The following is an 18,634-nucleotide window of genomic DNA, read 5'->3' as shown; positions in this document are numbered from 1 at the left end:
GGACGAGGTATGTCCGGGGCCGCCGCGGGTCAAGTCCCGGCGGCGTCCAGCGCCGCGGTCAGGGCGCGGAACGGCAGCTCGACGCAGTCGTGCCGGCTGCGCACGGCGCGGACCGGGGTGAAGATCTCCAGCTCCGGCCAGGGCGGCGCGGCGCCTTCCCGCAGCATCGGGCGGATTCCGGCCGCGATCTCACGCAGCGCCGCCGGCGCCTGGCCGATGGCCTTTTCGGCGATCAGCGCCGCCGACGCCTCGCACAGCACGCAGCCGCGCACGAGATGGCCGAGTGTGGCCACGGCGCCGTCCGCAATCGTCAGGTCGATGGTGACGCGATCGCCGCACAGCGGGTTGTCGATCATCGCCGAACCGTCCGGCGCCGCCAGCCGTCCCGCGCCGAAGGCGGCCCGGGCGCGTTGCAGGATCGCCTGGTCGTAGAGCGCGTCCATCATGACGTCCGCACCTTCGTCGGGCTCAGGGTCGACAGCGTCTCCGGCGTGTCGACATCGAACAGCACCGTCGGGTCGCCGGCCTCGATCTCGACCACCTCGTCGCTGTGCTCGCCGATCAGGTGGCGGGCACCGACATCGCCGGCCACCGCCGCCATGGCCGGGAAGAAGCGGCGGTCCCACAGCACCGGGTTGCCGCGCTTGCCCTGATGGGTCGGCACCACGATCGAGCGGCCCTCCGTCGGCGCATAGGCGGCCATCAGCCGCTCGATCAGCCGCGGCGCGATCCGCGGCATGTCGCCGAGGCAGACCAGCGCGGCGTCGATGCCCTGCGGCAGCGCCGCGAGCCCGGCGGCGAGCGAGGTGCTGAGCCCTTCGGCGTAGCGCGGATTCTCGGTGAAGGTGACGGCGCGGCCGGGCAGGGCGGCCTCGACCTGCTCGCGCTCATGGCCGGTGACCACGACCACCGGGCCGATGCCCTGGGCGCCCAGCGCGGCGTCGACGGCATGGGCCAGCATCGGCTTGCCCTCGACCGGGGCCAGCAGCTTGTTCAGCTCGCCCATCCGGCGCGACTGGCCGGCGGCGAGCACGACGACACCGACATGGGGGGCGTGCGGCATGGCGTTGGCCTCGGTGGCGCGGTCGCGGGGCAGGGGGCGGGTCGGGATCTCGGCCAGCAGGCCACCGACGCCCATCGCCATGACGTCGAGGCGGGTGACGTTGAGGCCGGCGGCGAGGCGCTGCAGCACCCAGTCGAAGCCGTTCAGCTTGGGCGACCGGGCGCAGCCCGGCAGGCCGAGCACCGGCATGGCGCCGATACGGCCCAGCAGCAGCAGGTTGCCGGGGTCGACCGGCATGCCGAAATGTTCGACGATGCCGCCCGAGGCCTCGATCGCCGCCGGCAGCACGTCGCGCCGGTCGGTGATGGCCGAGGCGCCGATGATCAGCAGCAGGTCGAGCCCGAGATTCTGCACCATGCGGATCTCGCTGGTCAGCGCCGGGGCCTTGTGCTCGGACCGGCGCTCGCGCACCAGCGTGCCACCCAGCCGGGCCAGCCGGTCCGTGGTGATCTGGGCGGTCTTGTCCAGAACGCTGGGCTTGGTGGTCGGCAGCCGGGTCTGGATCAGCCCGACCTTGAGCGGGCGGTAGCGGGCCAGGCGCAACGCCGGTCCGCGCTCCGGCAGCGCCGACATCACCTCGACCAGCGCCACCGCGTCGGTCGGCGCGGCGAAGGGGATGATCTTGATCGTCGCCACCATCTGCTTCGGCGCGACCTCGGCCCATTCCGGCAGGGTGGCGATGGTGATCGATTCGTCGAGCCGGTTCAGCCGGTCGATCCGCTCGCGGTCGATCACGACCACGCCGGCGGCCTCGGCGAACAGGTTGACCCGGCCGGTGAAGGCGGCGCTGGCGGTCAGGCCGGGACCCTGCAGCACCGTCGCCACCCGCTCCGCCGCCTGGTCCTCATGGATGTCGCCGCGCTCCAGCCGCGCCGCCTGGATCTCCTGCACCCCGGCGGCGCGCAAGGTCGCGGCGTCGGCCTCGCTCAGCCGCCGTCCCTTGCGGAACACCATGTCGCCGGCGGCCACGGTGTGGGCCAGGATTGCGCCGGCGGCCTCGGTGGTGGACAGGGTCCCGAAGATCACGCCGGCCTCTTCCCATGCGGTTCCTGGCCGTGGCCCTGCGGCCCCAGCGGTTCCGCACCATGCAGCACCGCCGTCATCTGGGCCATCACCGAGATCGCGATCTCGGCCGGGGAGACGGCGCCGAGCGCGAGGCCGGCCGGACCATGGATGCGGGCCAGCGCGTTGGCCCCGTGGCCGCGCGCCGTCAGCCGCTCCAGCCGTCCGGCGTGGGTCTTCCGGCTGCCCAGGGCGGCGATGTAGAAGGCCGGGGAGCGGAGCGCGACGTCGAGCGCCGGGTCGTCCAGCTTCGGGTCGTGGGTCAGGGTGATGACCGCGGTGCGGGCGTCGGGCTTCAATGCCGCGAGGCCGTCATCCGGCCATTCCGTGCTGACCGCCACGCCGGGGAAGCGTTCGTCCGAGGCGAAGGCCCGGCGCGGGTCGATCACCGTGACGTCGTAGCCGGCCAGCGCCGCGATCGGCGCCAGCGACTGGGCGATGTGGACGGCGCCGACGATGGCCAGCCGCAGCGGCGGCACGAAGGCCTGGACGAACAGCCGGCCGTCCGGCGTGGCGCGGCTGCGGTTGTGCCTGATCGCCTCCTGCACCGCCGCCCGCACGGCATCGTCGATGGCGAGGTCGCCGGTCACCGCGTCGCCGATCACCAGCGCCTGGGCGCCGCCGGCCAGATCGGTCACCAGCGCCGCGGCGCGATGCTCCGCCCGCGCCGCCTGCAGGGCGTCGAGGATCTCGCGCTTCACGACAGCCGCTCGACGAAGACCTGGACCTTGCCGCCGCAGGCCAGCCCGACCTCCCAGGCCTGCTCGTCGCTGACGCCGAAATCGAGCAGCCGCGGCTTGCCCTCGTCCATCACCTCCAGCGCCTCGCGCACCACGGCGCCTTCGATGCAGCCGCCCGAGACCGAACCCTGCATCCGGCCGTCGCCATCGATCACCAGCTGGCTTCCGGCCGGGCGCGGCGAGGACCCCCAGGTGGAGACCACGGTCGCCAGCGCGACCTTGCGTCCTTCGGCGGCCCAGGTCGCGGCCTGGGCCAGCACATCGTCACGATCGCTCATCGCACCATCTCCTGCTGGGCGGCTGCCAAATGGCGCCACCTGGCCATGCGTCGGTCGCCGCGCGCCTGATCCTCGCCCAGCACATCCACCAGCGCCGCCAGGCTGGCCAGGCTGTGCACCGGGCGGAACTCGTCGACATGCGGCATCAGGGCACGCGCCCCCATAGATCTTGGCGCATAGCCGTCCCAGCGCAACAGGGGGTTCAGCCAGATCAGCCGGCGGCTGCTGCGATGCAGCCGGTCGATCTCCGCCTCCAGCCGGTCCCCCGCGTCGCGGTCGAGCCCGTCGGTGATCAGGATCACCACCGCGCCCTGGCCCAGCACGCGGCGGCCCCAGACCCGGTTGAACTCGGCGATGCAGGCGCCAATCCGGGTGCCGCCGCCCCAATCCTGCGCCGCCCGGCCGACCCGGTCGAGCGCGTCGTCGACGTCGCGGCGGCGCAGCTGGCGGGTGATGTTGGTCAGCTGGGTGCCGAACACGAAGCTGTGCACCCGGTCGCGCTCGGTGGTCACCGCATGCAGGAAATGCAGCAGCATCCGCGAATACTGGCTCATCGAGCCGGAGATGTCGCACAGCACCACCAGCGGCGGCGGCCGGGTGCGGCGGATGCGCCGGGCCAGGTCGATCGAATGGCCGCCAGCGCGCAGCGACCGCCGCAGCGTCTGGCGCATGTCCACGATGGGCGCCGAATGGTGCGGGGCATAGCGCCGGGTGGCGACGTCGCGCACCGGCAGGCGGAAGCGCGCGATCGCGGCCCGGGCGCGGGCCAGCTCGTCGGCGCTCATCTGCTCGAAATCCTTGTGCTGCAGCCGCTCCCGCTCCGAGAAGGTCAGGCTGGCGTCGATCTCGATCTCCGGCGGGTCCTTGGCGTCGTCCGGCGCCTCGCCGCGTCCGGGCTGGTTGCGGTCGGCGAAGGCTTCGGCGACCCGGCGGTTGACCGCGCGCTCCTCCTCCTTGCCGGTGCGGATCTGCGGCAGCATCAGCGTCATGGCGCGCTTCAGCATGTCCGGATTGCGCCAGAACAGGTGGAAGGCCTGATCGAAGATGTCGCGCTGGTCGCGCCGGTTCACCAGGGTGGCGTGCAGCGCCCAGTAGACGTCCTGCCGGTTGGCGATGCCGATCGTCTCCAGCGCCTCCAGCGCCGCCAGCGTGCGGCCGGGGCCCACCGGCAGGCCGGCGGCGCGCAGCGCCCGGCAGAACTGCATGACGTTGAGGGCCAGCCGGCCCTGTTCGCCGGGGGCGGGATCAGGCGGCATCGCGGCCGCCCCGGTCTTCGGCGAGCAGGGCGTAGACGTCGTCGTCGCACCATTCGCCCTTGATCCAGACGGAGCGCCGGAACCGCGCCTCGCGGCGGAAGCCCAGCCGCTCGAACAGGGCGGCGGAGGACCGGTTGCGCGGGTCGAGGCTGGCCTGCAGGCGATGCTTGCCCAGGTCCACGAACAGGTGGCGGATCAGGGCGGCCAGCGCCTCGGTGGCATAGCCCCGGCCCTGGGCCGCGACGGCGAGGGTGGCGCCGAGTTCGACCAGCCGCGCGTCATCGGCCAGGACATGGACGCCGATGTCGCCGACCAGCCCATCCGTCGCCCGGTCGGCGATGGCGACCTGGAACCATTGGCCGGGCCGGTCCCAGGCGGCCACGGCCATGTCGGCGACGAAGGCTTCGGCCTCGGCCTCGCTGCAGCCGCTCCAGCCCTGCCAGCGCGCGACCTCGGGGTCGTCGCGATAGGCCCGGAACGCCGCGGCATCCCGCGCCGCGAAGCGCCGCAGGACCAGCCGTTCGGTCTGGATCGGGGCGAAACCGCCGTCGCTCATACCGGCAGGGACACGGCGCCGGCGGCGGCCGCGGCGGTCATCTCCGCCCGCATCTCGGACAGCAGGCTCGCCGCCTCGGCACCCTGGATCCGCTCGATGTCGTCCTGGTACTTCAGGATGGTGCCGAGCGTGTCGCGCACCACGTCGGGGTCGAGCTCCAGCACGTCCAGCTCGGTCAGCGCCTGCGCCCAGTCCAGGGTCTCGGCCACGCCCGGCTGCTTGAACAGGTCCAACCGCCGCAGCTTCTGCACGAAGGCGACGATCTGGGCGCTCAGCGCCGCCGGCGTGCCGGGCGCCTTGGCGTGCAGGATGGCGCGCTCGCGCTCGGCATTGGGGTAGTCGACCCAATGGTAGAAGCAGCGGCGCTTCAGCGCGTCATGGATCTCGCGGGTGCGATTCGAGGTGACGATGACGATCGGCGGTTCGGCCGCCTTGATGGTGCCGAGCTCCGGGATGGTCACCTGGAAGTCGGACAGCACCTCCAGCAGGAAGGCCTCGAAGGGCTCGTCGGTGCGGTCCAGCTCGTCGATCAGCAGCACCGCCGGCCCGGTGATGTCGGGCTCCAGTGCCTGCAGCAACGGCCGGCGGATCAGGAAGCGCTCGTCGAAGATGTCGCGGGCCAGCTGGTCGCGGTCCTGCGCGCCGCCGGCCTCGGCCAGGCGGATCTCCAGCATCTGGCGCTGGTAGTTCCACTCGTAGACCGCCGAGGAGATGTCGAGGCCCTCGTAGCATTGCAGCCGCACCAGTCGCCGGCCCAGCGTGGCCGACAGCACCTTGGCGATCTCGGTCTTGCCGACCCCGGCCTCGCCCTCCAGGAACAGCGGCCGCTTCAGGCGCAGGGCGAGGAACAGCGCGGTCGCCAGCGGCCGGTCGGCGACATAGTCGCCGCGGGAGAGGAGCGCGAGGGTGTCCTCGACGGAGGTGGGCAGGGCGACAGCGTTCATCAGACGAATCCCAGTTTCGGGCAGGATAGAGCGATGGGCGGCGGGGAACCAGCTTCGGCCTTGTCGCGCCGCCTCTCATTCGCCTTCACCGTCATTGCGAGGAGGCGAAGCCGACGAAGCAATCCATGGCGCCGGTGCGGGCTGCCCGATGGATGGATTGGCTGCGCTCGCAATGACGAGGGTGAGGTGGACGGGGGCGCAAAGTGATCCGGCCAGGCGCTACGCCGCATCCGGGATCTTCTCGCCGCGCAGCTCCGCGGCCGGGGTGAACAGCTCCTGCGGCCGGGGCACGCCGCGCAGCCGGCGGGTGCCGACGGAGATCAGGCGCACCGGGCACAGCTCGGCGAAGCGGGCCGAGGTCAGGATGCGCTGGCCGACCAGCTTGGTCATCTGCTCGATCCGCGCCGCCCGGTTCACCTCGGGCCCGACCACGGTGAAGTCCAGCCGGTCCGGCGCGCCGATATTGCCGAAGATGACCTCGCCGAAATGCAGGGCGATGCCGGCGCGGATCTCGTCCAGCCCCTCGGCCCGGCGCCGCACATTCATGGCGTCGAGGCCGGCGAAGGCGTCGAGCGCGCCGATCAGCGCCCGGGCGCAGGCCTCGGCCGTGTCCTCGCCGTCGCCGATGCGGAAGATCGCCAGGATGCCGTCGCCCATGAACTTCAGCACCTCGCCGCCCGCGGTCTGGATCGCGCCGACGATGATGGTGAAGTACTCGTTCATCAGCTGCAGCAGCGCGTCGCGCGGCGTCGCCTCGGCCCGGGCGGTGAAGCCGCGCATGTCGCAGAACAGGATCACCGCCTCCAGCGATTGGGCGCCGCCGCGGACGATCTCGCCATCCAGGATCCGGCGCGCGGCCTCGTGCCCGACATAGGTGTCGAGCAGGTGTTCGGTCTTCTGGCGGTCGACCATGATCTCGCAGACCGCGCTCAGCGCCGGCAGGATCCGCTCGACGAAGGCGATCTGGGCGTCGTCGAAGCCGGCCGGCTGGTCGGAGACCATGCCGAAGCCCGAGGTCCTGCGGCCGGTGCCGAACACCATCGGCAGCAGCACGTAATCCACGGCACCTTCGTCACGCAGCTCCTCCAGCACCGGGAAGTCGACCAGCGCTCCAGGGCCAGTCAGGCGGCGTCGTACCATGCCGGCGGTCTGGTGCATCACCGCGATCGGGCTGCTGCGGTATCCCGGCCCTTCGGCTAGTTCGCGATCGAACCGGATCTCGCGCACCGCCGCCGCTTTCGGCCGCCACTCATAGGTGGCGGCGCCGATCAGCGGATGGAACTGCGGCAGGTGGAAGGTCAGCCGCCACAGCGGCAGCCCGGCCCGGACCAGGCGCCCGGCCAGCTCCTGCAGCATGGGAGCCGGCGAGGGCAGGGTGCGGGCCGGCCCGAGCAGCCAGTCGATGATCTCGGCGGGATCGGACATCATTCCAGAATGGGGTTTCGTTGCGGTTTCGGGAAGAGGATGGGGGCGATTCCCGCGTGCCGCCACCCGGACCATGCGGCCGAAACCCGGTCGTGGAAACGGCCCGCGCGGTCTCCCGCAGCGGGCCGTCTCCTTGAGGACTGTGTCAGCCGGCGGCTTGCACCGCGCGCTTGGCCATGACCTTGACCAGATGCGCCCGGTATTCGGCCGAGGCATGGATGTCGCCGTTCATGTCATCAGGCGACACCGACAGCCCGTCCAGCGCCGCCGGCGCGAAATTGCCGGCCAGGGCCTGCTCGGCCTCGGCCCAGCGGAAGACGCCGTCGGATCCGGCGCCGGTCACCGCGACGCGGATGCCGCCGGCGGTCTTGGCGACGAACACCCCGACCATGGCGTAGCGGCTGGCGGGGTTGTCGAACTTGATGTAGGCGGCCTTCTCCGGCTTCGGGAAGTGGATCGCGGTGATCAGCTCGTCCTCGGCCAGGTCGGTGGTGAACAGGCCCTGGAAGTAGCCGTCCGCCGCGATCTCGCGCTTGGTGGTGCGGATGGTGGCGCCCAGCGCCAGCACCGCCGAGGGGTAGTCGGCGCTGGGGTCGTTGTTGGCGACCGACCCGCCGATGGTGCCGCGGTTGCGCACCTGGGCGTCGCCGATGTCTCCGGCCAGGACGGCGAGGGCGGGGATCACCCGCTGCGCCACTTCGGAGTTCGCGACCGTGGCATGGGTGGTCATGGCGCCGATGGTCAGGCCGCCATTCTCCTCCTTGATCCCCTTCAGCTCCGCCGCACCGCCGAGGTCGACCACGTCCGAGGGCGAGGCCAGGCGCTGCTTCAGGGTCGGGATCAGGGTCATGCCGCCGGCCAGGAACTTGCCGTCGGATGCGGCGCCCAGCTTGGCCACCGCATCGGCCGCGGAGGACGCCTTGTGATAGTTGAACGCATACATGGCTTTCTCTCCTTACTCGGCCGCCAGGGCGGGGGCGCTGTGGATCGCCCGCCACACCCGTTCCGGCGTCGCCGGCATGTTCATGTCGCGGCCGATGGCATCGGTGATCGCGTTCATCAGCGCCGGCGGCGCCGCGATCGCCCCGGCCTCGCCGCAGCCCTTCACCCCGAGCGGGTTGGAGGGGTTGACGGTCTCGATCATGCCGACATTGAAGCTCGGCAGGTCGTCGGCCCGCGGCATGCAGTAATCCATGAAGGATCCGGTCAAGAGCTGCCCGGTCTCCAGGTCGTAGGCGCAGTTCTCCATCATCGCCTGGCCCAGGCCCTGGGCGAGGCCGCCATGGACCTGGCCTTCGACGATCATCGGGTTGATCACCCGCCCGAAATCGTCGACCGCCGAGTAGTTGGCGATGGTGACGATGCCGGTGTCGGGGTCGACCTCGACCTCGCAGATCTGGGTGCCGGCCGGGAAGGTGAAGTTGATCGGGTCGTAGAAGGCGCTTTCCTCCAGCCCCGGTTCCACCCCCGCGGGATAGTTGTGCGGGACATAGGCGGCGAAGGCGACCTCCTGGATCGTCTTGGCCCGGTCGGTGCCGGCGACGGTGAACTTGCCGTCCTTGAACTCGATGTCGGCCTCGGCCGCCTCGAGCTGGTGGGCCGCGATCTTCTTGCCCTTGGCGATGATCTTCTCCGCCGCCTTGACGATGGCGGAGCCGCCGACGGCGAGCGAGCGCGAACCGTAGGTGCCCATGCCGAACGGCGTCTTGTCGGTGTCGCCATGCACGACCTCGACCTGGTCGGCCGGCACGCCGAGATAGCTCGACATCAGCTGGGCGAAGGTCGTCTCGTGACCCTGGCCGTGGCTGTGGCTGCCGGTGTGGACCGTGACGTTGCCGGTCGGGTTGAAGCGGATCTTGGCCGATTCCCACAGGCCGACGCCGGCGCCGAGCGACCCGACCGCGGCCGAGGGCGCGATGCCGCAGGCCTCGATGTAGCTGGAGAAGCCGATGCCGCGCAGCTTGCCGCGGCCGGCGCTCTCGGCCTTGCGGGCCGGGAAGCCGTCATAATCGGCCAGCTTCAGCGCCGCCGTCATCGCCTGGGGATAGTCGCCGCAATCATAGGTCATGATCACGGGCGTCTGGTACGGGTACTGGGTCGGCTGCACGAAGTTGCGGCGGCGGATCTCCGCCGGGTCCAGCTTCATCTCGCGCGCCGCCAGCTCGACGATGTGCTCGATGACGTAGGTCGCCTCCGGCCGCCCGGCGCCACGATAGGCGTCGACCGGTGCGGTGTTGGTGTAGACGCCGTCGACCTCGGCATAGATCGCCGGGATCGCGTATTGGCCCGACAGCAGCGGCGCGTAGAGATAGGTCGGCACGCAGCTGGCGAAGGTGGAGAGATAGGCGCCGAGATTGGCCGTGGTGTGGACGCGCAGGGCCAGGAACTTGCCGTCCTGGTCCATCGCCAGCTCGGCATGGGTGACATGGTCGCGGCCATGCGCATCGGCCAGGAAGCTCTCGCTGCGCTCACCGGTCCACTTCACCGGCCGGCCGACCTTCTTGGCCGCCCAGACGCAGACCGTCTCCTCGGCATAGATGAAGATCTTCGATCCGAAGCCGCCGCCGACATCGGGCGCGATCACCCGCAGCTTGTGCTCCGGCGCGATGCCGATGAAGGCGGACAGCACCAGCCGCGCCACATGCGGGTTCTGGCTGGTGGTGTGCAGGGTGAAGCTGTCCGAGCCGCGGTCGTATTCGCCGATCGCCGCGCGCGGTTCCATCGCGTTCGGGATCAGCCGGTTGTTCTCCAGGTCCAGCTTGGTGACGTGGGAGGCGCGGGCGAAGGCGGCCTCGACATCGGCCTTGTTGCCCAGCTCCCACTCATAGACCGTGTTGGCGGGGATATCGTCATGCACCAGCGCGGCGCCGGCCTTGCGGGCCGAATTGGTGGCGACGACGGCCGGCAGCTCCTCGTAGTCGACCTCGATCTTCTCGGCCGCGTCCTTGGCCTGGTCCTTGGTCTCGGCGATCACCACCGCGACATGGTCGCCGACATAGCGAACCTTGCCCTGGGCCAGCGCCGGGTGCGGCCCGGCCTTCATCGGCTCGCCGTTCTTCGACTTGACCATCCAGCCGCAGATCAGGCCGCCGATCTTGTCCTTGGCCAGGTCGTCGCCGGTGAAGATCGCGACCACGCCAGGCGCAGCCGCGGCCGCGCTGGTGTCGATGCTGCGAATCCGGGCATGCGCCACCGGCGAGCGCAGGAAATAGGCGAAGGCCTGGCCGGGACGGTTGATGTCGTCGGTGTAGTGACCGTTGCCGGTCAGGAAGCGGAAATCCTCCTTGCGGCGCAGCGGGGCGCCGATGCCGTCATGTGCCATGGTGCCGCCCCCCTCATTCTGCTGCGATGCGCTGGCCGCCGGATTTGGCGGCGCAGTCGAGGACGGCCTTGACGATGTTGTGATAGCCGGTGCAGCGGCAGATGTTGCCTTCCAGCCACTCGCGGACCTCGTGCTCGGTCGGCTTGGGGTTGTTCTGCAGCAGGTCGACCGCGCTCATCACCATGCCGGGCGTGCAGAAGCCGCATTGCAGGGCGTGATTCTCGCGGAAGGCCTCCTGCATCGGGTGCAGGGTGCCGTCATCGGCGGCCAAGCCCTCGATCGTGGTGACCGAACTGCCCTCGGCCTGGACGGCCAGCATGGTGCAGGACTTGACCGACCGGCCGTCGACATGGACGACGCAGGCGCCACACTGGCTGGTGTCGCAGCCGACATGCGTTCCGGTCAGAAGCAGTTGTTCGCGCAGAAGCTGGACGAGCAGTGTGCGCGGTTCAACCTGCCGCGTCACCGACCTCCCGTTCACCGTCAGGGTCACGGTGGTGGTCATCAATTCCTCCCAAGCTGGCATCCATCCGGCTGATCGACCCCGGCCACGGCTGTTGTTCGTGCCGCTTGCAGGCGATCGATCAGGCCACCCGGGGGGAAGGCTAGGTTTCGTCCGACCTTCGGTCAAGCCGGCCGAAGGTCGGTCGCGACGATGTCACAGATAAAGATACAGCAGCAGCAGGACGATCACGATCAGGGCGGAGATCCAGATCGCCGGGCTCAGGCCTCCGCGGCGGTCCTCGGCGACCGGTGCCGCGGCCGGCAAAGGCCGCGSCACGGCGGTTTGCGGAGCCGGCTCGGGCACCGGTCGCGGCGCCGGGATCGGCTGGGCGGAGGCCGCGGCCGGTGCCTCGGCCGGGCTGGGCGGGTTCACCACGGCCTCGGCCGGGACCGGCGGCGGGACATCGGCGATCGCCGCCGCCGCTTCCGGCAGAATCGGTGCGGCGCTGATCGGCTCGACCGCGACCGCTGCCGCGGCGGCCGGAACCGCACGGGCGCGCTGCTCCATCAGGGCTGCGAAGCGGGCGAAGAAGTCGTCGGCCATCTTCTTGGCGGTGCCGTCGATCAGCCGGGCGCCGAGCTGCGCCAGCTTGCCGCCGATATTGGCCTTCACCGCATATTGCAGCAGGGTGCCGTCGCCATCCTCGACCAGCTTGACGTCGGCGCCACCCTTGGCGAATCCGGCGGCGCCGCCCTTGCCCTCGCCGGAGATGGTGTAGCTCTCGGGCGGGTTCAGGTTGGACAGGGTGACCTGGCCGCCGAAGCTGGCCTTGACCGGCCCGACCTTGGCGGTGACGGTCGCCGTCATCTCGGTCGGCGACGTCTTTTCCAGGGTGTCGCAGCCGGGAATCGACTGGCGCAGCACCTCCGGGTCGTTGAGGCCGTCCCAGACCACCGACCGCGGCGCCGCGATCCGATGCTCGCCTGTCATCTCCATGGTCCGGCTCCCTTGTCCTGCGCGGATTGGCTCGATTCTCTCGAAGCTAGTGCGGGCCGTGCGTCGCGACAACCCTACCTTCGGTCGGATGGATCCGACAGGCCGGAAAAGGTTGGCCGCCCGGTTTCGCGCCGCCATACTCCCGCCGCCCGAAACCGGACCGAGAAGGATCTTCATGCCGGTGCTCCGACATGCCCGCCGCTCCCTCGCCTTGACCGCGGCCGGGCTCGTCGCCTCCGGGGCCAGCTTTCCGGCCCGGGCCGCGGCGGAGGGTGCCCCGCATCTCGACGGCGCGACGCTCGGCCTGGCCTGGCTGATTCCCTTCGTCGGCATCCTGCTGTCGATCGCGCTGCTTCCGCTGGTCCGGCCGCAGTTCTGGCACCATCACTTCGGCAAGGTCGCGGCCTTCTGGGGCCTGGCCTTCCTGCTGCCCTTCGCCGCCTTCCGCGGCCTCGACCTCGCGCTGTACGAGGTGCTGGCCGTGGCGCTGACCGAGTATTTGCCCTTCATCATCCTGCTGGCGGCGCTGTTCGTCGTCGCCGGCGGCGTCCGTCTCAAGGGCACGCTGGTCGGCACGCCCGCCGTCAATCTCGGCATCCTGCTGACCGGCACCATCATCGCCAGCTGGATGGGCACCACCGGCGCCTGCATGCTGCTGATCCGGCCGCTGCTGCGCGCCAATGAGAACCGGCGCTTCCGGGTCCACACCGTGGTGTTCTTCATCTTCCTGGCCGGCAACATCGGCGGCGCCCTGTCGCCGCTGGGCGACCCGCCGCTGTTCCTCGGCTTCCTGCAGGGCGTGTCCTTCTTCTGGCCGACGCAGCACCTGTTCCTGCCGATGCTGTTCTGCTCCGCGGTGCTGCTGGCGCTGTACTTCGCGATCGACACCGTGCTGTTTCGGCGCGAGCACCGGTTGCGCGAGGTGCCGCCGGAGGCGCGGGTGCCGTTCGGCCTGGAGGGCGGCATCAACCTGCTGCTGCTGGCCGGCGTGATCGCCGCGGTGCTGATGAGCGGGGTCTGGCGTCCGGGCGTCGAACTGGCCGTCTATCATGTGCCGGTGGCGCTGGAGAATCTGGTGCGCGACCTGCTGCTTCTGGCCATCATCGGCCTGTCCTGGGGGCTGACCAGCCGGGACAGCCGCAGGCTGAACGACTTCAACTGGTTCCCGATCGTCGAGGTCGGCAAGCTGTTCGCCGCGATCTTCCTCACCATCGTGCCGGCGATCGCCATCCTGCGCGCCGGCCGCGACGGGGCGCTGGCCGGGCTGGTCGACCTGGTCGGCGGCGCCGGCGCGCCCAACAACCTGGCCTATTTCTGGCTGACCGGCGGGCTGTCGAGCTTTCTCGACAACGCACCGACCTACCTCGTCTTCTTCAACATGGCCGGCGCCGACCCGCAGCACCTGATGGGCGAATGGGCGGTGACGCTCGGCGCCATCTCGGCCGGCGCGGTGTTCATGGGCGCCAACACCTATATCGGCAACGCCCCGAACTTCATGGTGCGGTCGATCGCGCAGGAGCGCGGCGTCGCCATGCCCAGCTTCTTCGGCTACATGGCCTGGTCCTGCGGCATCCTGCTGCCGCTGTTCGCGCTGGTGTCGCTGATCTTCTACGCCGGGGCGTGACGGCATGGGTGGTGACAGGATTCCTCGGCCCCGGTCCATCGAAGTCGTCGACTACGACCCGTCCTGGCCGGCTGCGTTCGAGGCGATCCGGGCCGGGTTGGAGGGCCTGCTCGCGGGGCTGGTGCTGGAGATCCACCACATCGGCAGCACCGCCGTGCCCGGCCTCTGCGCCAAGCCAAAGATCGATGTTGACATCGTGCTGCACTCAGCCGCGGCGGTCCCCGAGGCGATCGAGCGGATGCAGGCGACGGGCGACTACCTCTATCACGGGAATAGGTACCAGGACGGCATGTGGGCCTTCACCACCGGCCGAGGCTCGCGCGGGCAGCGGCTCTATCTGTGCGCCCCGGACACGCAGACGCATCTGCACCGGCTGCTGTTCCGCGACCATCTCCGCCGCCATCCCGAGGCGGCCGCGGCCTATGCCGCGCTGAAGCGGAAGCTGGCGACCGAGACCTGGGATGACTGGGATCACTACACCGGCGGCAAAGGCCCCTTCGTCGCCGAGATCGTGCGGCGGGCGACGCTGGAAAGGGGCGATCTGGGCCCGATGACCAGGGGTTCCGATGTACGACTATGACGCACAGTACCGCCGCCTGCGCGACGCGGGATCCCCGGGATGGGCGGGCGATCAGTATCAGCGGGGGCAGGCCCGGCTGACGGAAGCGCTCGACCGGCTGGAGCGCGAGGGCGCATTCCCGCTGCTGCCGGCCCGCATGCTCGAGCTCGGCTGCGGCAACGGCAGCTCGTCCTTCCTGATGGCGCGGAAGGGATACGAGGCCCATGGCGTCGACATTTCGGAAACCGCGATCGCGTGGGCCCGGGAGCGGTTTGCCGCCGCCGGCCTTTCCGCTGTGCTGCGCCAGGGCAGCGTCTGCGCGATGCCGTTCTTCGGCGACGGCCGTTTCGACATCGTGATCGACGGAAGCTGCCTGCACTGCCTGATCGGCGACGACCGGGCCTGGTGCCTGGCGGAGGTCCGGCGTATCCTGCGGCGCGATGGCGTGTTCGTCGTCAGCAGCATGTGCGGGCTGCCCAAATCCGACGACGCCCAGGCCCGGTTCGACCCGCGGACCGGCTGCCTGATCGACAATGGTGAGCCCTATCGGACCCTGAAGCCGCTGGCGGAGATCGAACTCGAGCTGTCGGCTGCGGGCTTCGCGGTGAAAGACCGCTCGGTTGCCGTCAACCCGTGGTGGGACCACGCCACGCTGGTCTGCGGCCGACGCGGTTAGGCCGCAGGCCCGGCATAGCCGAGGTAGTCCGCGATCTCCGGCAGCGGCGGATGGATCAGCAGCTCCGTCGCCGTGCCGGTGGCGGCGATGCGGCCATCCGCGACGAAGGCGGCCTGGGCCGCGATGCCGGGCAGGGCGTCGAGCTGGTGGCTGACCATCAGCACCGTCAGCCCGCGCTCCTGCCTCAGGCGGTCGACCAGCCCGACCATCTCGCGCCGCTGCGCCGGGCCGAGTGCCGCGAAGGGTTCGTCCAGCAGCAGGATCGGGCGGTCGCGCACCAGGCTGCGGGCCAGGGCGACGCGCTGGCGCTCGCCGCCGGACAGCTGCGCCGGCCGGCGCGCCTCCAGCCCGGCCAGGCCGACATGGGCCAGCGCCTCCGCCACCTGTGCTCTCTCGGCCGGGTTCAGGCGACCCGGATGCAGGCCGAGGGCGACGTTCTGCGCCGCGGTCAGATGCGGGAACAGGTTGTGGTCCTGGAACAGCGTCGTCACCGGCCGGGCGGCTGGGGCGGTGCCGAGCACGTCACGGCCGAGCAGGCTCAAACGTCCGGACACCGGCGCCTCGAAGCCGGCGATCAGGTTCAAGAGCGTGCTTTTGCCGGCGCCGCTGGGCCCGAACAGGATGATGAAGGCGCCCGCCGCCACCGCCAGGCTGAACCGCATCTCCATCGTCTCGTAGCGATAGACCAGGTCGTCGATGTCGATCGCCCGCTCAACCCCGTTCACGGCCACCGAGACTCCTTTCGATCAGGGCGAACAGCAGCAGCCCGAACAGCACCAGCAGCAGCACCACGGTCGACGCCTCCTGCAGCCGGTAGGCGCCGAGCAGCTGTGCCACCAGCACCGGCAGGGTCTCGTTGCCGTCGCTGCCGAACAGCGCGGCGACACCGAGGTCGCCGAAGGCCAGGCCGGTGGCCAGCGCCAGGGCGAAGCCCGCCGGCCGGCGCAGCAGCGGCCATTCCACCAGCCGCAGCCGGGCCCAGCCGGACAGGCCCAGGCTGTCGGCCAGCCGGCCATGGCGGTGCTGCGCCAGCTCGGCGGCGCCGACCAGCAGCCGCAGCACGAAGGGCAGGGCCATCAGCGCGTTGACCAGGGCGACGATGACCAGCGCCCAGCGCCGCAGGTCGGTGGTGCCGAGCAGGGTGACGAACAGCCCGGCGCCGATCGCCAGCGGCGGCACCACCAGCACCACGGTGCCGCTGAGTTCGAACAGTCGCGCCAGCCTTCGGCGCCGCCCTTGTCCAACCCCCGGGCCGATGCGCAGCGCCGCGATGCTGTGGGCCAGGGCCCAGCCGAGCGCCAGGGCGATGAGGCCGGCGCCGAGCGCCACGGCCAGGCTGCGGCCGGCGGCGCGCCACAGCATGGCGCTGGCCAGGATCGGCTTGCCGAGGCCGCCCAGCCCCTCGACCAGGATGGCCAGCAGCGGCATCACCACGAAGCCGGCGGCCAGCGCCAGCGCGGTGGTGTCGATCGCCCTGGCCGTCCGGGTGCCGCCATCGGTGCGCAGCACCGGCCGGCCGATGCCGCCCTCGTCGGCGACCCGCCCGGTCAACCGCATCGCCGCCAGCACCATCAGGGCGCACAGCGCGACCTGCAGCAGCGACAGGGCGACGGCGCGGCCGGGGTCGAAGTCGAAGCGCAGCGCCTGGTAGATGGCGATCTCGATGGTCGCCGAGGCCGGGCCGCTGCCCAGCGTCAGCACCACGGCGAAGCTGGTGAAGCACAGCAGGAAGATCAGGGCGGCGAGGCCGGGCAGCTGGCGCCGCAGCACCGGCCATTCGACCAGCCGGAACAGGTCGCTGCCGCGCAGGCCCAGCATGGCGGCCAGGCGCCAGCTTTCGGCCGGGATGGTGGCCCAGGCGGCCAGCAGCACGCGCACGGCGAAGGGCATGTTGAAGAACACATGGGCCATCAGGATGCCGGTCAGCCCGTAGATGTTCGGCCGCAGCGGCCAGCCCAGTGCCGCCGTCAGCTCGGCCAGCAGGCCGGAGCGGCCGAACAGGGTCAGGATGCCGAAGGCGCCGGCCACCGCCGGCACCACCATCGGCAGGCCGAACAGGCGCAGCAGCAGCGTCCGGCCCGGGAAGCGGCGGCGCGACAGGGCGCGGGCGACCGGGATCGCCACCGCGATGCTGATCAGGGTGGACAGCCCGGCCTGCAGCACGGTGAAGCGCAGCACCGACCATAGATAGGGGTCGGTCCAGGCCGCCAGCAGGTCGAGATCGGTCGCGGCCCGGACCAGCCCGGTGGTCGCCGCGCCGATCACCGCCAGGATGGCAAGGAGGGCGATCAGGCCGGGGAGGGAGGGGATGGGGCGGCGAGGGCGGCCGGATGTTGGGTTCGCGATCCGCGAACCCAACCCATGCGCACTCGAATTCAACTTACTTGCTCATCGCCTGCAGCCATTCGGTGATCCAGCCGGCGCGCTTGGCCGCGACCTCCTCGGACGGGTACAGCAGGGCCTTGGGCGGGGTCGGCAGCGCCTTGTAGGCGTCGGGCAGGCCGGCCGCGGTCTTCACCGCCGGGTACATCCACTGCGTCGTCGGCAGCGTGTCCTGGAAGGCGGCGGTCAGCATGAAGGCCAGGAACTTGTCGGCCAGCTCGGGGTGCTGGGCCGAGGCGAGCTTGCCTGCGACCTCGACCTGCAGGTAGTTGCCCTCCTCGAACACCGCGGCGCCGACATTGTTGTCGTTCTCTTCCATCACATGGTAGGGCGGCGAGGTCAGGTAGCTCAGCGTCATCGGCACCTCGCCCTTGCGGAACAGGCCGTAGCTCTCGCTCCAGCCCGGGGTGACGGTGAGGATGCGCGGCTTCAGCTTGGCCCAGGCTTCCGGCGCCTTGTCACCATAGACCTGCTTCACCCACAGCAGCAGGCCGAGGCCCGGCGTGCTGGTGCGCGGGTCCTGGATGGTCAGCTCCAGGTCGCTGTTTTCCACCAGGTCGCGCAGGCTCTTCGGCGGGTTCGGCACCTTGGTCTTGTCGTAGACGAAGGCGAAGTAGCTCCAGTCATAGGGCACGAAGATCGGGTCGGCCCAGGCGATCGGCAGCGAGAGGTCGTCCAGCTTGCCGGCATGCGGCGCGAACAGCCCGGTCGCCGCGGCCTCGGCGGTCAGGTTGGTGTCGAGGCCCAGCACCACATCCGCCTGGCTGGCCTTGCCCTCCAGCTTCAGCCGCGACAGCAGGGCGACGCCGTCCTCGACCGAGGTGAACTCGACGGTGCAGCCGCATTCGGCCTCGAACGCCTTCTTGATCTGCGGGCCCGGCCCCCATTCGGCGGTGAAGGATTCATAGGTGTAGACCTTCAGCACCGGGGTCTCGGCCGAGGCGGGCAGGGCCGGGGCGAGGGCGATCGCCGTCAGCAGGGTGGCGGCAAGCAGGCGCAACATGGTTCCTCCACGCGGGGGCCGCTGCCGGGGTGGAGAAATGAACCGTGTCGATGCCTGAGGCAGCGTCTCGTTCTCCCTCCGCCGGCATGACCCGGATCAGGTTCGTCGGGTTGGCGCTGGCGCGCCTCTCAGCCCCCGATCGGGCGCCCCGGCAAGACGCGCGCATCATGGGAGGGCGCCCAACCTGTGTCAACGACGGCCCCTGTCAACGCGACCCGTGTCAACCCGCCGCGCGGCGATCGGCACTTGGCGCCGCGCGGGTTTTCGTGACAGGGTTGTCGCCACGCGGTAAAATTACAAAAT

At 70.7% G+C, this 18,634-nt stretch carries 18 protein-coding genes and 1 riboswitch; of the genes, 3 read left to right on the top strand and 15 right to left on the bottom strand.

All coding sequences use genetic code 11. The features are described from left to right. Positions 1-29: 29 nt before the first annotated feature. The 12 genes from AB4112_RS32505 to AB4112_RS32450 all read right to left on the bottom strand — a co-directional run bounded on the left by AB4112_RS32505 (position 30) and on the right by AB4112_RS32450 (position 12,087). Positions 30-446: an iron-sulfur cluster assembly scaffold protein gene (locus AB4112_RS32505; protein WP_441725982.1), complete on the bottom strand. Its 417-nt coding sequence runs from the start codon at positions 444-446 to the stop codon at positions 30-32. Beyond that, positions 443-2,089: an NTP transferase domain-containing protein gene (locus tag AB4112_RS32500; RefSeq protein ID WP_441725980.1), complete on the bottom strand. Its 1,647-nt coding sequence runs from the start codon at positions 2,087-2,089 to the stop codon at positions 443-445. The genes AB4112_RS32505 and AB4112_RS32500 overlap by 4 nt, the downstream gene beginning before the upstream one ends. Further along, a complete protein-coding gene (locus tag AB4112_RS32495; RefSeq protein WP_441725977.1) occupies positions 2,086-2,826 on the bottom strand; it encodes an XdhC family protein in 741 nt (246 codons plus the stop codon). The genes AB4112_RS32500 and AB4112_RS32495 overlap by 4 nt, the downstream gene beginning before the upstream one ends. Next, positions 2,823-3,143, bottom strand: coding sequence for an XdhC family protein (locus tag AB4112_RS32490; RefSeq protein ID WP_309799709.1), 321 nt, complete (start codon positions 3,141-3,143; stop codon positions 2,823-2,825). Before AB4112_RS32490 ends, AB4112_RS32495 begins: the two co-directional genes overlap by 4 nt. Beyond that, a complete protein-coding gene (locus AB4112_RS32485) occupies positions 3,140-4,399 on the bottom strand; it encodes a vWA domain-containing protein (RefSeq protein WP_309799708.1) in 1,260 nt (419 codons plus the stop codon). The genes AB4112_RS32490 and AB4112_RS32485 overlap by 4 nt, the downstream gene beginning before the upstream one ends. Beyond that, entirely contained in the window at positions 4,389-4,955 is a 567-nt protein-coding gene (locus tag AB4112_RS32480; protein ID WP_441725973.1) for a GNAT family N-acetyltransferase, read from the bottom strand. The genes AB4112_RS32485 and AB4112_RS32480 overlap by 11 nt, the downstream gene beginning before the upstream one ends. Beyond that, entirely contained in the window at positions 4,952-5,899 is a 948-nt protein-coding gene (locus tag AB4112_RS32475) for an AAA family ATPase (RefSeq protein ID WP_441725970.1), read from the bottom strand. The genes AB4112_RS32480 and AB4112_RS32475 overlap by 4 nt, the downstream gene beginning before the upstream one ends. 219 nt (positions 5,900-6,118) lie before the next feature. Continuing rightward, positions 6,119-7,327 carry an adenylate/guanylate cyclase domain-containing protein gene (locus AB4112_RS32470; RefSeq protein ID WP_309799702.1) on the bottom strand — a complete coding sequence of 403 codons (1,209 nt, stop codon included), beginning with the start codon at positions 7,325-7,327 and terminating at the stop codon, positions 6,119-6,121. Between the two features lie 142 nt (positions 7,328-7,469). Continuing rightward, the gene (locus tag AB4112_RS32465; protein WP_309799700.1) at positions 7,470-8,267 is read right to left on the bottom strand and encodes an FAD binding domain-containing protein; all 798 of its coding nucleotides are present in this window, start codon (positions 8,265-8,267) and stop codon (positions 7,470-7,472) included. A gap of 12 nt (positions 8,268-8,279) precedes the next feature. Next, complete coding sequence (locus AB4112_RS32460) at positions 8,280-10,646, bottom strand: xanthine dehydrogenase family protein molybdopterin-binding subunit (protein WP_309799698.1); 2,367 nt, start codon at positions 10,644-10,646, stop codon at positions 8,280-8,282. A 13-nt stretch (positions 10,647-10,659) separates the two neighbouring features. Next, positions 10,660-11,151, bottom strand: a complete 492-nt coding sequence (locus AB4112_RS32455; protein ID WP_309799697.1) for a (2Fe-2S)-binding protein — start codon at positions 11,149-11,151, stop codon at positions 10,660-10,662. Between the two features lie 153 nt (positions 11,152-11,304). Further along, entirely contained in the window at positions 11,305-12,087 is a 783-nt protein-coding gene (locus AB4112_RS32450; RefSeq protein ID WP_441725965.1) for an SRPBCC family protein, read from the bottom strand. Between the two features lie 175 nt (positions 12,088-12,262). Between AB4112_RS32450 and AB4112_RS32445 the strand changes: the two genes are divergently transcribed. Genes AB4112_RS32445 through AB4112_RS32435 form a run of 3 tightly spaced genes read left to right on the top strand, consistent with a single transcriptional unit; the run spans position 12,263 to position 14,946 of the window. Beyond that, positions 12,263-13,711 carry a sodium:proton antiporter gene (locus tag AB4112_RS32445; RefSeq protein ID WP_309799693.1) on the top strand — a complete coding sequence of 483 codons (1,449 nt, stop codon included), beginning with the start codon at positions 12,263-12,265 and terminating at the stop codon, positions 13,709-13,711. Between the two features lie 4 nt (positions 13,712-13,715). Continuing rightward, positions 13,716-14,291: a GrpB family protein gene (locus AB4112_RS32440; protein ID WP_309799690.1), complete on the top strand. Its 576-nt coding sequence runs from the start codon at positions 13,716-13,718 to the stop codon at positions 14,289-14,291. Further along, positions 14,278-14,946, top strand: a complete 669-nt coding sequence (locus AB4112_RS32435; protein WP_309799688.1) for a class I SAM-dependent methyltransferase — start codon at positions 14,278-14,280, stop codon at positions 14,944-14,946. Before AB4112_RS32440 ends, AB4112_RS32435 begins: the two co-directional genes overlap by 14 nt. On the opposite strand, the gene thiQ is transcribed toward AB4112_RS32435, so the two are convergent. The 3 genes from thiQ to thiB are packed head-to-tail and all read right to left on the bottom strand — an operon-like array spanning position 14,943 to position 18,331. Continuing rightward, on the bottom strand, positions 14,943-15,671 hold the full coding sequence (thiQ, locus tag AB4112_RS32430) for a thiamine ABC transporter ATP-binding protein (protein WP_309799686.1): 729 nt from the start codon (positions 15,669-15,671) through the stop codon (positions 14,943-14,945). The genes AB4112_RS32435 and thiQ overlap by 4 nt on opposite strands. Further along, the gene (thiP, locus tag AB4112_RS32425; RefSeq protein ID WP_309799685.1) at positions 15,658-17,304 is read right to left on the bottom strand and encodes a thiamine/thiamine pyrophosphate ABC transporter permease; all 1,647 of its coding nucleotides are present in this window, start codon (positions 17,302-17,304) and stop codon (positions 15,658-15,660) included. Before thiP ends, thiQ begins: the two co-directional genes overlap by 14 nt. Positions 17,305-17,326: 22 nt before the next feature. Next, complete coding sequence (thiB, locus tag AB4112_RS32420; RefSeq protein WP_441725959.1) at positions 17,327-18,331, bottom strand: thiamine ABC transporter substrate binding subunit; 1,005 nt, start codon at positions 18,329-18,331, stop codon at positions 17,327-17,329. A gap of 56 nt (positions 18,332-18,387) precedes the next feature. Next, a riboswitch (TPP riboswitch) is annotated at positions 18,388-18,492 on the bottom strand. Positions 18,493-18,634 lie beyond the last annotated feature (142 nt).

Source organism: Inquilinus sp. 2KB_23 (genome assembly GCF_052115705.1).
Lineage (GTDB): Bacteria > Pseudomonadota > Alphaproteobacteria > DSM-16000 > Inquilinaceae > Inquilinus > Inquilinus ginsengisoli_A.
This window is presented reverse-complemented; position numbering and strand designations above follow the sequence as displayed.

Coding starts and splice junctions, on each gene's coding strand:
- AB4112_RS32505 (WP_441725982.1), bottom strand. CDS start 446: ATGATGGACGCGCTCTACGACCAGGCGATCCTGCAACGCGCCCGGGCC.
- AB4112_RS32480 (WP_441725973.1), bottom strand. CDS start 4,955: ATGAGCGACGGCGGTTTCGCCCCGATCCAGACCGAACGGCTGGTCCTG.
- AB4112_RS32440 (WP_309799690.1), top strand. CDS start 13,716: ATGGGTGGTGACAGGATTCCTCGGCCCCGGTCCATCGAAGTCGTCGAC.
- AB4112_RS32455 (WP_309799697.1), bottom strand. CDS start 11,151: ATGACCACCACCGTGACCCTGACGGTGAACGGGAGGTCGGTGACGCGG.
- AB4112_RS32475 (WP_441725970.1), bottom strand. CDS start 5,899: ATGAACGCTGTCGCCCTGCCCACCTCCGTCGAGGACACCCTCGCGCTC.
- AB4112_RS32485 (WP_309799708.1), bottom strand. CDS start 4,399: ATGCCGCCTGATCCCGCCCCCGGCGAACAGGGCCGGCTGGCCCTCAAC.
- AB4112_RS32465 (WP_309799700.1), bottom strand. CDS start 8,267: ATGTATGCGTTCAACTATCACAAGGCGTCCTCCGCGGCCGATGCGGTG.
- AB4112_RS32435 (WP_309799688.1), top strand. CDS start 14,278: ATGTACGACTATGACGCACAGTACCGCCGCCTGCGCGACGCGGGATCC.
- AB4112_RS32460 (WP_309799698.1), bottom strand. CDS start 10,646: ATGGCACATGACGGCATCGGCGCCCCGCTGCGCCGCAAGGAGGATTTC.
- AB4112_RS32490 (WP_309799709.1), bottom strand. CDS start 3,143: ATGAGCGATCGTGACGATGTGCTGGCCCAGGCCGCGACCTGGGCCGCC.
- AB4112_RS32470 (WP_309799702.1), bottom strand. CDS start 7,327: ATGATGTCCGATCCCGCCGAGATCATCGACTGGCTGCTCGGGCCGGCC.
- thiB (WP_441725959.1), bottom strand. CDS start 18,331: ATGTTGCGCCTGCTTGCCGCCACCCTGCTGACGGCGATCGCCCTCGCC.
- AB4112_RS32445 (WP_309799693.1), top strand. CDS start 12,263: ATGCCGGTGCTCCGACATGCCCGCCGCTCCCTCGCCTTGACCGCGGCC.